Consider the following 16015-nt stretch of genomic DNA (forward strand, 5'->3'; position numbering starts at 1 on the left):
ACCCCAATTCACATTGAGAGCACCAATAGCGAGGGTACTCTCTTTTTATTGAATCTACATTTATTTTTATGCCTAATGAATTCGCTAAGTGGATACTATTTCATGTAAAATGGTGATTTTATTTATATTCTGGATAGATTTCTTGCGAAATATGTAACTAGAGCCGTATTTAAATTGAAATATGATACGATAGTTGTATATATACATTTAGATGGTAAGAGGGGATAAAAGTTGATGAAAAACCATATAAAAGTAAATGGAAAACTCCTTCAAACAAATATATACAATTTTAATTTTTTTGGAGGCGTTCTTCAATAAGTTTTGCTTTTTCATTCACTTTTGTTGTATATGTGAAATCACCGTAACAATATGGATATCTAAAATTTTGTTTATTTCCACCACAAGTGTATGTAGCTGGATTCTGATCAACTTTCAACTTAGAAAACTGTTTAGCTGTATCTTCCGAGTGTTGTTTAGCTTCTTGATTGGCAATAAAATCAATATAGCCTGGCCCCATATTATAGCTTTGGATAATTGTATCCATGCTAACACCTTTTTCTTCTCCATATCTATACATTTGAACAAAGTGCTTTACCCCTTGTTTAATGCTCAAGTTTATCTCTTGGATTTCATTTGGCTTTAATCCAAGTGATTCGGAAGATTGCATAGGGTCGTTGCCCTCACCCCTACTCTCGTGGTACATAATTCCTAGTAAAATTGCTGTTTTTTCTCCCAAATTATATTTTTCTAATTCTTTTTTCATGATGGGCTCATATTGCAATAAACGTTCCTCGGTAGCGAACGCTTTATTTTTTTGAGTATTGGTTTTGTCATTAAAATATAGTATCCCGATTATTGTTCCTAACCCTAAAATACTAATAAAGAATAATATAATAGTTTGTACTTTTCTCTTATTCTTCAAATATTACTCCTCCTTTTACAAGAAACCCTATTTTCAATGGTGGCTGGTTATTAAAAAAATTCAATAATTCTCTATTTCCCAGCTTTTTTAGACTCGAAAATTTTTTTCTAAATGCTAAGTTTAATAGAAAAATTTAAAGATAAGGTAAAGATAAGATAAAGATAAAATAAAGTCCATTTTTTAGGGTATCTATTATGTGTTCTAAAGGCTCTAGATTCAAGAGATATATTATCTACATAACCGATAAGAGAGAAGGAGATAAGCAAAATATCACTTGAAACAGATATAATTCTTTCTTTATTAGATATAAAACTGTGGATGGCCCATCATTCGGAAATTAGTCGCTTAAAAATAAAAAAAATTAAAATCAGAACCGTACCTCAATAAGTCTTCAAGTGTTAATAAAAGAAAGCTATATAAGGTGAGGGAATAAAGATTCAACACCAATGATTATCAATAATTGAAGTGCTAATGATTATAATAAAAAGAACCTTCAATAGGCTCTTTTTTATAGTTGGTAAATATGTTATCAACAATAGATGGTAATAAAGATAGAAATTTAGACACTTTTTATTAATGGGCTAAGTTTTCTTAGGAAGAAATTTATTTCTCATGACTGATCGCTAGATATAACAGGATATATCATTTATTAATTTGGGTGGGTGATTTAGCTTTTTGAGTTTACCAAACTAAAATTTAAATTTTGTTTAGGGACAAAATGTTAAAGTGTTACATTCTGAATTGACAGAAAATTAAAGTGGTAAAAATCCTATTAAATCTTTTATCAGGTAACTCATATTTCTTTGGCCTTATTTTCATGGTATTACCGAACGTTTATATGTCTCTAAGGGAAAGAAATACTTTAAGTTTTATTACCATCTAATGTTTGATTAAGATGGTAATATGAAAATAAAACGTTTACAACTAGAAAATAAAGAAAAAATATAAAAATTCGACTTTTTTCGACATTACGACTATGAGAGAAAGAATCTAAATTAAGTAAATCTTATATTTAGAGGGGATATTTACCTTATACATAACGGTTAAAACATTTGCAAATGTTTCACGAGTAATTAAAAACGTCGAATATAAAATTATATTGTGACAATTTTAAACGAATATACTTTATAATTCATACTTAGACTAATAAATTAATTACTAATAAATTAAATACGCTATATTTAATAGAGTATAATACGGAATATTTAACTTTAATATTCCGTATTATATATAATTATGAATAATTTAACATATTTGTTGCGGAAAATTTTGACATAAGATATTTTAAATATTAAGCACAGAAACATTTCAAAGAAAAAGAGCTATTTTAAAATGTACCCTAAAAACGTTTTTCCTAAAAGTAGTAAGATTTTGCAAAATGTTTCTGTGCCTAATTAGATGAAAATAATATGATAAATTGTTTAAAAGAGATAAAAATAAGTTGCTTTTATGGAGAAATATACGTCCCATACTATTAGAATTATGTCAAATTGTAGTTTGCAAATTACATTTCAAAGTATAAAAGGGGCATTTATTGCAGCTCGAATATCTATTACTGATTTATTGCATAAAAAGGTAGCTGCACAAAAGTACAGCTACTTTTTTCTTGAAAACATTATTATGCAAATAGCATACTTAACGTAAACTTGCGCTTAACGGTACTTGTGAATAAATTGTGAAATTGCTACTCTATGTTTCTAACTAACATTTTTGCACCAGAACCATATAAAAAGAGGACGAATAGTTACGTCTTCTTTTTATATGGTTATATTAGCTACAAAATAATATCATTTAAATAAATCTTCTATTATATTAGCAGGGGATAGTGATAGAAAAGTGTGTTCCTTTTCCTAGTTCACTTTCTATCTCTATATCTCCGTTTAATTCTTTAATAATACTGTACGCAATCATAGTACCAAGCCCAGTACCTTTTTCTGTTGTTGAATAAAATGGCAAGGCAATACGTTTTATTTGTTGGGAAGACATTCCTATTCCTGTATCAATAATATCAATTACAATATTATCTTTTATTTTTTGTATATTTATTTGTAATACGCCACCATTTTTCATAGCCTCAATTCCATTTTGTATGATGTTGGTTAGACATATTTTTAATTTTTCAGTATTAGCATTTATGTAAAGGGAATCTGTTGTAATATGCTGTTTTATTTCAACATTATATGAAAGAGCGAGTGGTGAAATATTATCTTTCACTTGATTTAATATGTAATTAATATCTAGTTCCTCTTTTATAATGTTTTGTGGTTTGGTTAAAGATAAATAGTTATTAATAGTAGATTGTATTTGCTGCATTTCAAGTAACATAATTTCTAAGTACTTATCTTGAGACATCTTAGCACTCTCATCTTCATTTAGTAATTGAGTGAATCCACGTACCGTGGTCAGTGGATTATGAATTTCATGCGCGATCGATGCAGCTAGTTCGCTAGCTATATAAAATTTTTCTGCTCTTTGCATTCTTTCTTTTATTTTATATTTCTCGATCATTCCTTCTATTAAATAAACTGATAATAATACTGTGAAAATATTTATGATTATATAATTGAATAAAAATTCAATGAGAGTAGAGTCAATTTTACCACCTGTATTTATTTGCGTTACAATACCGCAGATAGAAAGGGAAGTTGTACATATCAAAATAAGTAGAATACTTAATAATATCTTCTTTTCCTTGAAATAAGTAGGTGACAAGTAACGAAACATGATTGTAATAACAGAAATAACAGTAAAGATAATAAATGATGGGAAGACTCCGCTTCCACCTAAGTAAAATCTATAAGAAAGATATAAAACTCCAATACAAATAATGCTCTTTGTATTTCCATATAGAAAAACTAATATAATGGGAATAAAACGTAAATCATAAATGAACCCAGCGTGTAAATGAAAAGGAAAAGTCATACAAAAAATAATTGCAATGGAGGAAAGTACAGAAATTAATATATTATTACATGCCATTTTTTCTTTATGTTCTAGCCAAAATACTTGGTAACTAAGGATACAAATAATAATAATAAATGTATTTAATAATAGTGTAGGAATTCCCATAGTTTATACCTCTCTGAGAGTTTGTAAGTAGGATTATGTATGTGTTTAATCTAGGTGTTTGCTTTTATTAGATTTTCTATCTTTAAAAAAGAAAAGGAAGGGCACTTGAAAAAGTGCTTTTTTACCATTTATATTAAAATTGATGAGGAAGATAGAATAAAAAGTTACTTTTACTTATGAACAAAAAAATTGAAAGTAGCCCTTGTATAGGTAAAAGATGAAGCAAATTACTGAAATAGTTACGTTTCTCTGGAGTGAATATTCCGAAAAAACATTGTGTATGGCGAAATCCATTTTATAACCTTCGCCATATTAACATGCAACTTATTAAATTACAAAGAAAAAAATTAAAAATTATTATTTTTTTGTTATTTCAATTTATTTTATTTAAAAACGTAAAAGTATTCAAGAGGTTACCATTGAGATGCTAGGGTACTTAGACCAATATTCGAACTTCGTAATAACGTTGTTACTTTTTTACTAATATTCTTAATACTAATTTTAGTATAATTAATTGATTGAAAGTTCTAATAATTATTTACGTACCCCTTTTTTTATATCATTTTATATTAAATACAATGATATTTATTGTCACATAATAATGCAAATTTTCAGTAAACTAATAGAAAAAATCCTATAAAAACATAATTTACTATCTTTTATATAAACATTGCAGGTGTAAATGCAATAAAATTTCATTATTAATACATATATTCAATCTGAAAATATCTGTTTACATATTAAAATATCTTTGGAGTGGTCCTTCATGCCAAGAATCGTTTCCGTACGCCAACTACCGTTATTCTAGTATTTTACCAAGTTTCTTATTTTGTTAAGGTATCCTAATATTGTTACTTTTGTAAAAAGAAATGTTTTAATATTATAATTTATAGTGGATGTTGAGAAAATGAATAATTTGTAAAAATAATATAATATTTGTAACTTTATGTCTTATAATATGAAATATCTTCGTTGTGATTATTTTAAATATTTGAATAATACATCGGATTCATTTTATCTAGGGAGGTTTTAAAATTGGGGAAAAGAGTTGTTAAAAGAGTTTTTGCATTATTATCAGTACTAGCATTATTCTTTAATGTGTTTCTACCGAAGGCAAATGCGGAGGTTATGACGCATGAAAAGTATTCAATGAACTGGAGTTATAGCAACAGTTTAGGAAAGGATATCCGAACTGAAATTATCAAAAATTCAAGCGGTCAAATTGCTTATTGTTTAACTCTAGGTTTAAAATCACCAAATGGTGAAGATCTTCCTGAAATGGGGAAAACAGATAATGTAGTATATAGGGTTCTATTAAATGGTTTCCCACAAAAAAGTATAGAACAACTGGGAGTAGCTAATAAGAATGAAGCACATTATGCAACTCAGCTTGCGGTTTGGAATGCATTAGGTCAACTTGATGTAAATGAATTAAAGCATGAAAATAAAAATGTTGAAAAAGCGGCTAAGACAATTATTAATGCTGCAAATACAAGTGAAGATACTCAAGATATTTTTATGAATGTGATTCCTGCTGAAAAGCAAAAGGCAGAATTAAAGGGTGAGTTTTTTGAAACAAACCTATACACAGTACAAACAAATGCTAAGAGTGGTTCTTATAAAGTAGTAGCGAAAAATGCACCTAATGGAGTTAAAATTGTTAGTGAAAATGGAGAAGTGAAAGATCAGCTTTCACTTGGGGAAAAATTCCGTATCCAAATTCCTAAAGATACAAAAACAGGTGAATTTAATCTAAGTGTTGCTGCAAATTTAACTAAAGTTCAAGCAATTGCTTATCGCGGTACTGATACTGTTCAGAATGCTACAGTGCTACTAGAAAGAAATGAGGAAAAGCTTAGTAGTGACCTTGCAGTAAATTGGGAAGCTGCTGGTTCTTTAAAAATTAAAAAGGTTGGGGAAAATGGAGAAATATTAGCTGGTGCAGTATTTGAAGTCTTTAATGCAAATAATGAATCAGTTGGAAAAATCACGACGGGTGCTGATGGTACTGCAGAATTAAATAACCTACCAATTGGTACCTACACAGTAAAAGAAATTAAAGCACCAACAGGTTATGTTTCAGGTGATAAACCACAAACTATTGAAGTTAAGACAGGGGAAATAGGAGCTGTTCAAGTAGTAAACAACAAAGTAAAAGGTAACATCGAAATAAAAAAACTTAGTGATTCAGGTAAGATGTTACCTAATGTTGAATTCACGGTCTTTACTGAAGATGGAAAAGAAGTGAAAAAAGTAGTAACAAAAGAAAATGGAATTGCAAATGTTGATGGTCTTACGTATGGTAAATATTATTTCTTAGAGACAAAAACACCTAATGGATATATTGGAAATAAAACAAAGTATCCTTTTGAAATTAAAGAGCACAATAAAACACTTACTTTTACAGTGGAAAATACAGAAGTGAAAGGTAGTGTGAAATTACTAAAAGTAGATAATGAAGATATCAGTAAAAAATTAGAAGGTGCAGTATTCGAGCTAAAAGATGCAAGCGGGAAAGTAATTGGGGAATATAAGACAGATAAAAATGGTGAAGTTAACGTCAAAGATTTAGCGTATGGTAAATATTCATTTGTAGAAAAGGCTTCTCCAAATGGTTACGTTCTTATTACAGAACCGATTGTGTTCGAAATAAAGGAACACGGAAAAATTATTGAGCTATTAGCAGTTAATCATCTTATCAAAGGTGATCTAGAAATTACAAAAGTTGATGTAGCTGATGGAAACAATAAGCTTCCGAATGCAGAGTTTACTATTTATAATGAAGCAGGAAAAGAAGTAGTTAAAGGGAAAACAGACGATAAAGGTATCGCGAAGTTTGAAAAGTTACCATTTGGAAAATACACATATAAAGAAACTGTTGCACCAAAAGGTTATGTATTGAATGAAGAAATATTCTCTTTTGAGATCAAAGAGAATGGTCAAATCATTAAACATATTGTCAAAGATGAAAAGATTCCATCAGTAAAAACAACAGCTACTGATAAAACCAATGGTACAAAAGAAATGCACACTTCTAAGTCTGTAACAATCCAAGATAAAGTGGAATACAAAGACCTACAAGTAGGTAAAGAGTACACTTTAAAAGGTAAATTAATGGATAAAGAGACTAATAAACCATTAGTTGTAAATGGTAAAGAAGTAACTGCTGAAACTAAGTTTACACCAAAAGAAGCAAACGGTTCTATTACACTAGATTTCACTTTTGATGCAACTGGTTTAGAAGAAAAAGAAGTAGTATTATTCGAAGAGTTACTGAAAGACGGAAAAGTTGTTACTACACATGCTGATATCAATGATAAAGGTCAAACAGTTAAGTTCGTTAAGCCATCAGTAAAAACAACTGCTACAAACAAAGCTGATGGTGGAAAAGAGATTCATTCAAAGGATTCTATCACTATTCAAGATAAAGTAGAGTATACTAACTTAGTTGTTGGTAAAGAGTACACTGTAAAAGGTAAATTAATGAACAAAGCTATTAATGAACCATTATTAATTGATGGTAAAGAAGTAACAGCTGAGACTAAGTTTATTGCAAAAGAAAAGAATGGTTTTGTAACATTAGACTTTACTTTCGTTGGTGCTGAACAGCAAGGAAGAGAAGTAGTTGTATTTGAAGATTTGTTACATGAAGGTCAAGTAATTGCAACACATGCTGATATTAACGACAAAGGTCAAACAGTTCGATTTGTAGAACCTTCCATTAAAACAACAGCTACAAATAAGGTTGATGGTTCTAAAGAGTTAGACGCTTCTAAATCTGTAACAATCCAAGATAAAGTGGAATACAAAGACTTAATCGTGGGTAAAGAGTACGTTGTAAAAGGTAAACTAATGGATAAAGCAACAAACAAACCATTATTAGTTGATGGTAAAGAAGTAACAGTAGAATCTAAGTTTACTGCAAAAGAAAAAAATGGTTCTATCACACTCGATTTCACATTTAATGCTTCTGCATTACAAGGTAAAGAAGTGGTAGTGTTTGAAGAATTGTATCAAGATAATGTCTTGGTAGCTATTCACGTTGACATCGAAGATAAGGGTCAAACGGTGAAATTTAAAGAAGTAAAACCGGAACAACCAAAACCAGAACAGCCGCATCAAGATAAAAATACTCCAACTTCAGAACAACCAAAAGAACAACCACAATCTAAGAAAGAAATTCAATCTAAAATTGGATGGTTACCACAAACAGGTGCTGACCTTACAAGTTGGATCTCTATGGCTGCAGGCGCATTACTGTTAATTGTTGGTGGAGTTATATTCTTAAAACGTAAAAATGCATAAAAATTAAAAAATAAGCACATCTGTTTTTTTACAAGATGTGCTTATTTTCTTGTATTATTTTTGATCTAAAATTAAATTTGTTACAGGATCAATTAAATTCATTCCTTGTTTTGTAAATACATTTCCAGCGGAAATAACTTATTTATCATTATTTGTAAGTCGAGTATTAGAAATTCTTTACTTTTTACCAATAGGCCAAGTCCTTCCTTCAGCATATGATGGTTCTACTTTAAATCGTTGGGGATTTTTTCATCTGGATATGTTTTGAAATTTGTATTTACACTTTCAATTGCGCTATAACTTTTGTTCATTCTATCTCTCCAGGCTTGCGTTTTTGAAACTTGATTATCTTGTTTGTTTGCATCGATTTGATTTTGCAGATAGGGATTGGAAATAAAGGGTAGTTAATATTAATTTGTTTTTGGGGGAGGTTTTGATAATTATAAATTCAACTTTTCTATTTTGGGACGTTTCACTTACAGAAGATAAATAATAACATAATTTTCTCAATAAGGAATTTTCTGCTTTTAATATAATTTTTTAACAATTTGTGGTATATCTGTATTAAGGGGACCTTTTCAGTTGATTAGGGAGAAAGATTATAAAAATGATATGGGAGGAACAAAAAATGTCATTGAAAAAGAAATTAGGTGTTGGAGTGGTTTCAGCCGCTCTTGGCTTATCTTTAATTGGTGGGGGAACATATGCATATTTTAGCGATCAAGTGGTGACAAATAATTCATTTGCTTCAGGTACATTGGATTTAGCTATGCAACCAACTACTTCACTTAACTTAGAAAATTTAAAACCTGGGGACAAAATATTAAAGAAATTCAATTTAAAAAATAGTGGTACATTAAATATTAAAGATATCATGATGAAAATAGACTATACTGTAAACGATTTAAAACAAAATAACACTACAGAAGATTTCGGTAAACATATTAAAGTACAATTTCTTTTGGATTGGGATCCTGCGAAAAGCCCTGTATACGAGACAACTCTTGAAGAACTAAAATCGCAAAGCCCAGAGATTGCCTCCAAAAAAGTATTTCATTCTAAGTGGAATGAAACAGGGGGATTAAAACCTGGGAAAATGGATTGGTTTTGGATAAAGTTTGTATTTGAAGACAACGGCACAGATCAGAACGTGTTCCAAGGGGATAGTATTGCGCTAAAAATGGAATTCCAAGCCAATCAAACAGATGGACAAGAAAGATAAATTTAAGAGCATGTTACTGGTAAAAAGTAAAACTGAGTTTATGCCTTTTAATTATTTAAAAGATTGTAGGTTATTTAAAATGAGAAACAAAAAGAACTTGTAGGAATCCCTACAAGTTCTTTTTTAGATAATGCAAAAAAGGTGAAACAAACTATCTCATAATTTGAATCGGAGCAAACACTCTAACTACGGGTTGCCTTCATTATATACCAAATCCTAACATGTGAAGTTTTAATATTTGAAAATTACGTAAATTTAGAGAGAGAAAATAAAACCCTGATTATAATTCCTAAAAACCTCAATTGTTTATTTTGCACAAAACACTTTAAAACAATATCTATATCATAATAAATTATAAAAAATGTGAGTGTAGGTAAATAGAGAAGAATGTAGCATTCTTACAGAAAGGTATATATTTATGTTTAAGATTAATTAACTATAAGAAAATGAATTTCATATTATATCTAAATATAATTCATGAATATATGTAAATGGGGTATTCTTATTTTTTTATTTATGTGATGAAGAAATTTGGTGTAGGAGAATTAAACAAACGTTTGTTAAAATATTTTATCTATGAATCAATGTGCGAGATATATGAGTTACGGGGTTCAATTGTCCACTTTGTTAAATTCCACGTTTGTTATATAAATTTTATATAATAAAGAAAAAAGTATCGCTCAATTATATTTTCTATTATCGGTAACACTTTAGGTAAACTATTTAATGTGGTCTCGTCAACAAAATACGAATCTTGTACGCTAAGCGGATTCCAAAATGGGAAAATATAGTTAAGGGAGCGATGAGAATGAAAGATGTATACAAAGCATTAAACTATTTTGTTTTCATGTGTGTATGTATATTTAGTTTTGGTCTTGTCCGAGAGAAAACTCACAGCTTTACTGTGTAACGGAAGGATAAAAGCCTGGAAGAAACTGTTTAACAGTTTTCTCTTAGGCTTTTTTTGTTTTTTTTGGTAAGAATAAAATTGGAGGTGTCTTTTAGATGAGTAAAGACTGGATTAAAGTATTTATTGCTGCTTTCTTTGAAATTTTTTGGGTTATTGGTTTAAAAAATGCTGATGATTTTTGGACTTGGACGGGGACTATCATTGCTATATTTTTCAGCTTTTATTTAATGATCATGGCAGGAAGAAAACTTCCCGTGGGAACTGTTTATGCTGTTTTTGTTGGGTTAGGTACAGCTGGAACTGTCTTTTCTGAAATCCTGTTCTTTGGTGAACCATTTAAAGTGGGAAAAGTACTCTTGATTTTATTTTTATTAGCTGGAGTAATTGGCTTGAAATTAGTTACAGATGACAAAGTTCAGAAAGGTGATGAATCCTAATGGCATGGATTTCTTTAATCTTAGCAGGTCTTTTTGAAATGTTTGGTGTTGCTATGATAAATAAATTGCATAAAGATCAAAATTGGCAATCATTAGCTTTGTTAATTCTCGGATTTGGATTAAGTTTTATATTTCTTGCTTACGCAATGGAAACACTACCTATGGGAACCGCTTATGCAATTTGGACTGGAATTGGTGCGTCTGGAGGTGCAATTTTAGGCATGGTTTTTTATGGCGAATCAAAAGACTGGAGAAGACTTATCTTTATAGGTATGGTTTTAGGTGCTGCAATAGGTTTAAAACTCGTTTCATAAATGATTTTTTAGATTGTACTATGAAGAAGATAATCTGTTTTTATTAAGCAAATTATCTTCTTCATTTTTTGCACCTCTTCATATGTAATCAGGTGACTATTATAACGTGTGTATACTTATGATGCAATTAATACTGTGGATAGAAAAAGGGATAGAAGTACTGAAATGGGTGATTGAAGAAAATGAAAAGCTTTCAGATTCAAAATTAATAGAAGTGTTCGATATGGAATGGATTAGAAAAAATAATCTATCACCCCCGCTCAATAAGCATTGGGGGAACAATCCTTTTCATTATTTAAATGCAGCATATTGAGGTGAATTTCAATAATGGAAATTTTGTAGAGTGCGAAAAGGATATTGGAATAAATCAACCGCGCTTCAGGTATTACATATATTATTGAAAGAAAAATATAAGATGGCAGAAGAAGATGTACTACAAACATGTGATACGAAGTGGGTTGTTGCAAATGACTTATCAACGCCCTTACATAATTTTTGGAAGAACAATCCGTTTCGTATATTGCATGACTACAATCCAGAAGTATATACAATAGAAAAATGGGAAGTCATAAAGAGGATGAGAAGAAAGAAACGAGTTGGAAACAAAAATACACCTATTGTATAGGTGTATTTTTTAGACTTGAAAACCACTTATGTAGTAGAGATTTCTCTCGGCTACAGTGTACCACATTAGAAAACATGCGTATACATCATATTTGTTACGTAAAATAGTTTTCTTTTAGAATACGGATCATTTAAAATCTAACTTGATCCCCTTTTGGTAACTTAGATATCTCCGCCAGGTTCTGTATTAGCAGGAGCCACGCCAGTATTACCATGAGATTCTAACGTAGGAGCGATTAAATCTGCATGAGTCTCTTTTTTAGGAGCCCAACCTTCCCCATGAGTATTTGTAAATGAAGGTGCCCAAGTATCTCCTTTATTGTATGATGAAATAGGAGGTCTTCCATGATCATAAGCAGGAGCCCATGAATCCCCATGTGACTCTAATCTCGGAGCGCCACCAGTATCCCAAATATTATAGGCAGGCGCGCCAGTATGGCCATGTTCAGCTTTTACAACTCCGCCATCCCCAATGTTTAAGCCAAAAAGACCAAAACTAAAGACAGATAATCCTACAATTGTTGTACCAATTTTTCTTTTCAAACTATACCTCTCCTTTTTTTTCTGTTTTTTCTATTTTGTCTAAACGTGGTAGATAAAATGAAACAAATCGTAAAAAATTACCAATTCCATACGATATACGACTAATTCTGTGTAAGATTTTGTAAAACCTCCTTGATATTTGAATTTTATAAAAATAAATTTCGACAAAAAAACCACCTTTTCAAGTGGTTGTATGGATAAAGGGATATTTTTAAACTTGCACGGAAGGGTCGTGAAAACGGCTTTTGAAGTAGGTAGGCTGGGGCGGCATTTCTATTAATTACAACACAGTTGATCATATCGAAGAAGTGCATGAGGTAAACAATAACACTCAAAATAATGATGATGTGTGGATTTGGTCTTAATAAGATTAGTAATATTAGAATCAAAACAGTAAGACGTACTTATGTTGTAAAAGCTATACTGAAGTGAGTATGGATTATAAAATTTATTTCGATTAAACAAAGGAGAGGAGTCTATTCTATGACTTCTCTCCTTTGCTTTATTCGAACTTTGTTTGAGTCTATTATATGACCATATTTAAGCAAGAATAGCTTTTAAAATCGACACTTTATTCGTAGTAAATAATACATAATTTTGTTTTACAGTTCTAATTAATATACGATCAGTTGTCCCATATGCTGTTCCGATACGGATTGCACTTGGTTCTTCAACACCCGCATAGGTAGCATCTTCGGTAACCTCAATCACATCACGTAATGGAATCGTGACCTCCGCAAATTGCCATGAAATAATTAACTCTTCTTTTGTTTTTTTGACATCAATACCTAGCATTATACCAAGACCTTTCTATAATAGAATGCTGCACTTCATATCTTATTATACAAATTTTTAGATTGTTTTTCTACATGTATGAATAGAGCTGATATTTTAAGGGTGCCAAAAGAAAGGGAAGATATACTATCAATCTATTAAGGAATACGTTATGAAGAAAAGTTCACAGGGAATTAATATGGATTTGATATGGTTGAAGTATGATGAATGAGTAACAGTAGGAGTTGCAGGAAGGAAATGAATGATGAGACTTAAATTAGTAGGAACCTTAACTTGTATAGTAGTAATGTTAGGTATCTTTATCATTTACACCAATATATCTATTGGTAAAGAACCATATAAGACAAACCATGAAACTAGTGAAAACTCCATAAATAAAGAAAAAAATAGTAAGCAAAATGGGACTTCAAATAAGATAGCAAGTTCCTTTGCTAGTATACAAGCTGTAGTAAATAAGGAATATGGTTTACCCGAAGACTATATGCCAGAGGATTTAGTTGTACCAAATGTACCGTTCTCATTTAGTGGAACGGTAGAAAAGAGTCATCTTCGTAAAGAAGCAGCGGAAGCGTTAGAAAAACTATTCCTTTTAGCTAAGCAAGATGGGATCCAGTTGAATGCTGTTTCAGGATTTCGTTCCTATGGGTATCAAAAAGGTCTGTATGCCAACAATGTTAAAAAGAAAGGGCAAGAGCATACGGATCGCTTCTCTGCAAAGCCAGGGCATAGCGAACATCAAACAGGGTTAACGATGGATGTTTCTTCTAAAAGTGCGAACAATGAACTAGAGCTATCCTTTGCGAATACGAAGGAAGGAAAATGGCTGAAAGAAAACGCGCATCGTGCAGGGTTTATCATTCGTTATCCTAAGGGGAAGGAAAGTATTACGGGTTATGCATATGAACCTTGGCATATTCGCTATGTAGGAGATATTGCTGAAAATATATATAAGGAAAAATTGACTTTAGAAGAATATATGAATCTGTGAAAATAGAATTGAAGAGTTAAACTGTATTCATTGTTTATGAATGCTACTTTTTCTATTAAAAAGCCTAATTTCTCAATGTTTTGTAGAGAAATTAGGTTTTTTTCATCACTTCATTAGAGTTTTTTAGGCTTCGTTCGTTGGTATACTTCACACAATATTATAAAGGAAATAGAACTTACTGAAGATAACATATGAATGTTTTATAAATGTATCAAAAAAGTGAACAAAATCGTTATTTTGCACAACAAGGTAGTCAGCTTAATGAAATAACTGCTTGTAAAAAAAGAAGCCCTACAGGAAATATTACAGGGCTTCACCAAGTTGAGTTATGTCGTATTCACAAGGGATTTTAACATGATATTTGTGTTGAATAAACTGGTAAATGTGTCCAAGTAATTTGGAGCTATTTTATAAAAAAAGAGAAGCGCTTAATCAGGACGCTCCTCTTAATGCCAATACACAATAACTATCCCATTATACTATATAAGCGTAAAATATTTAACAATTACCTTCATGGTAAATATTTCATTTTGTCTTAGTGCCTTTAAATCACGAAAAAAGGTTCTGCTGTTTCCAACAGAACCTTTCCTAAAATGGCAAAGAGTAACTCTTACCTTACTCTTTGTTCATATACTACAGGAGTTTTAATGAAAATCCAAGGCTCCTTATATTGAGAAATAAAGAAGAATCATTATAAAAATTTTATCTTTTTTCATAAATAAAAGAGCAGCTAGCAAAAACTAACTGCTCAATACAAGGAGATACAGAGAAAACTAAATGGATTTTGGCATACAGCCTATCAACATTATGGACATAATATTGATTTTTATTCGAAGGAATTCATGTTTTACAAATCAGATTATGATAGTCGATATTCTCCATATTGACCAGAAAAGAACCAAGAATTCTAGTGAAATTCCAAGTGTTCTTTTCCTAGTTTTTTGAAATTCTTTTACTAAATAGCCAATAGCGCTAATTGCTAGAAGAATGAAAAGAATAAGTTCTAGTGTAACTGGCATTTGATCTACTCCTAATCTATTATTTTAATTCAGTATATAACAATTATAAGATATTTTTTTGTGGTTAGTGGTGAGAAATTAAACAAAACCATCTCTTTACGAAAAAAGGTCCTGTTGTCTCCAACAGAACCTTTCCTAAAATGGCAAAGAGTAACTCTTACCTTACTCTTTGTTTATATACTACAGGAGTTTTAATGAAAATCCAAGGCTCCTTATATTGAGAAATAAAGAAGAATCATTCTAAAGAATCTTATCTTTGTTATAAATATAAGAGCAGTTAGCAAAAACTAACTGCTCATCTCCAAGGGAGAACAAGGAGAAAAATCTAATGTCATCTATATTATTGACGGAATATTGAGTTTTACTCATAAAAAACTACGTTTAACTTAATGCATAACCCACAATCAAAGTTAGTGTTAAAAAAACTGATAATAACAATGTTAGTAAGACTGTTGCTACACTCCTAAGCATCGCAATCCAATTATTCATCTTAGAAAATCCTATAATGCCAGCAAAAAAAGTTCCTATTGTTAAAACTAGTAATATAAATAAAGGGTGAATGTGTAATGAATCCGTGAAAAATTTGAATAATTCAAGTGGAATTTCAAAATATAAACGGAATAGTCCAACGCAAATCAAAGAGCATATAAAGGACCATAGATTGAGGTTATGTTTCATAGCTTTCTCCTATGTTATCAAAATAGTTTTACTCAATTTTAATGGGAAATAAAAGAAAAAGATAGAGGTTATAAATTAGAATCAAGTTTTTAACAAAATAATCCTTTGTGCGACACGTTTCCTCATAAGTGTGCAAACACGAAGTAGGAGGGTTATTAATTTGATAACAACAACTGTTTGACTGAAAGT

12 protein-coding genes and 1 pseudogene are annotated in these 16015 nt (G+C 30.5%); 8 read left to right on the forward strand and 5 right to left on the reverse strand.

The window, feature by feature from the left end:
- Window positions 1–289 precede the first annotated feature (289 nt).
- On the reverse strand, window positions 290–922 hold the full coding sequence (locus ABH959_RS13795) for a lysozyme family protein (RefSeq protein WP_002035240.1): 633 nt from the start codon (window positions 920–922) through the stop codon (window positions 290–292).
- Between the two features lie 1449 nt (window positions 923–2371).
- Here ABH959_RS13795 and ABH959_RS13800 point away from each other — a divergent pair.
- Window positions 2372–2566, forward strand: coding sequence for a hypothetical protein (locus ABH959_RS13800; RefSeq protein WP_033732005.1), 195 nt, complete (start codon window positions 2372–2374; stop codon window positions 2564–2566).
- 168 nt (window positions 2567–2734) lie between these two features.
- On the opposite strand, the gene ABH959_RS13805 is transcribed toward ABH959_RS13800, so the two are convergent.
- A complete protein-coding gene (locus ABH959_RS13805; RefSeq protein ID WP_016100949.1) occupies window positions 2735–3991 on the reverse strand; it encodes an ATP-binding protein in 1257 nt (418 codons plus the stop codon).
- Between the two features lie 1035 nt (window positions 3992–5026).
- Between ABH959_RS13805 and ABH959_RS13810 the strand changes: the two genes are divergently transcribed.
- The 6 genes from ABH959_RS13810 (at window position 5027) to ABH959_RS13835 (ending at window position 11804) form a co-directional block, all read left to right on the forward strand.
- Window positions 5027–8296 (forward strand): VaFE repeat-containing surface-anchored protein, encoded by a 3270-nt coding sequence (locus ABH959_RS13810; protein ID WP_113935979.1) that lies wholly within the window; start codon window positions 5027–5029, stop codon window positions 8294–8296.
- A 628-nt stretch (window positions 8297–8924) separates the two neighbouring features.
- Window positions 8925–9518, forward strand: a complete 594-nt coding sequence (locus ABH959_RS13815; RefSeq protein ID WP_113935977.1) for a TasA family protein — start codon at window positions 8925–8927, stop codon at window positions 9516–9518.
- A gap of 1005 nt (window positions 9519–10523) precedes the next feature.
- Complete coding sequence (locus ABH959_RS13820; RefSeq protein WP_002090534.1) at window positions 10524–10865, forward strand: DMT family transporter; 342 nt, start codon at window positions 10524–10526, stop codon at window positions 10863–10865.
- Entirely contained in the window at window positions 10865–11179 is a 315-nt protein-coding gene (locus tag ABH959_RS13825; RefSeq protein ID WP_061675676.1) for a DMT family transporter, read from the forward strand. Before ABH959_RS13820 ends, ABH959_RS13825 begins: the two co-directional genes overlap by 1 nt.
- A 118-nt stretch (window positions 11180–11297) precedes the next feature.
- A complete protein-coding gene (locus ABH959_RS13830) occupies window positions 11298–11492 on the forward strand; it encodes a hypothetical protein (protein WP_142675673.1) in 195 nt (64 codons plus the stop codon).
- 30 nt (window positions 11493–11522) lie between these two features.
- A complete protein-coding gene (locus ABH959_RS13835; RefSeq protein ID WP_113935975.1) occupies window positions 11523–11804 on the forward strand; it encodes a hypothetical protein in 282 nt (93 codons plus the stop codon).
- Between the two features lie 188 nt (window positions 11805–11992).
- Here ABH959_RS13835 and ABH959_RS13840 read toward each other — a convergent pair.
- Window positions 11993–12346: pseudogene (locus ABH959_RS13840) on the reverse strand (hypothetical protein); the annotation flags it as partial.
- A gap of 540 nt (window positions 12347–12886) precedes the next feature.
- On the reverse strand, window positions 12887–13141 hold the full coding sequence (locus ABH959_RS13845) for a SunI/YnzG family protein (RefSeq protein WP_002165351.1): 255 nt from the start codon (window positions 13139–13141) through the stop codon (window positions 12887–12889).
- Window positions 13142–13385: 244 nt separating this feature from the next.
- Between ABH959_RS13845 and ABH959_RS13850 the strand changes: the two genes are divergently transcribed.
- Complete coding sequence (locus ABH959_RS13850; protein ID WP_181777895.1) at window positions 13386–14129, forward strand: M15 family metallopeptidase; 744 nt, start codon at window positions 13386–13388, stop codon at window positions 14127–14129.
- Between the two features lie 1400 nt (window positions 14130–15529).
- On the opposite strand, the gene ABH959_RS13855 is transcribed toward ABH959_RS13850, so the two are convergent.
- Complete coding sequence (locus tag ABH959_RS13855) at window positions 15530–15826, reverse strand: hypothetical protein (RefSeq protein ID WP_002142559.1); 297 nt, start codon at window positions 15824–15826, stop codon at window positions 15530–15532.
- Window positions 15827–16015 lie beyond the last annotated feature (189 nt).

This window comes from Bacillus sp. RC51 (genome assembly GCF_044908115.1).
Lineage (GTDB): Bacteria > Bacillota > Bacilli > Bacillales > Bacillaceae_G > Bacillus_A > Bacillus_A mycoides.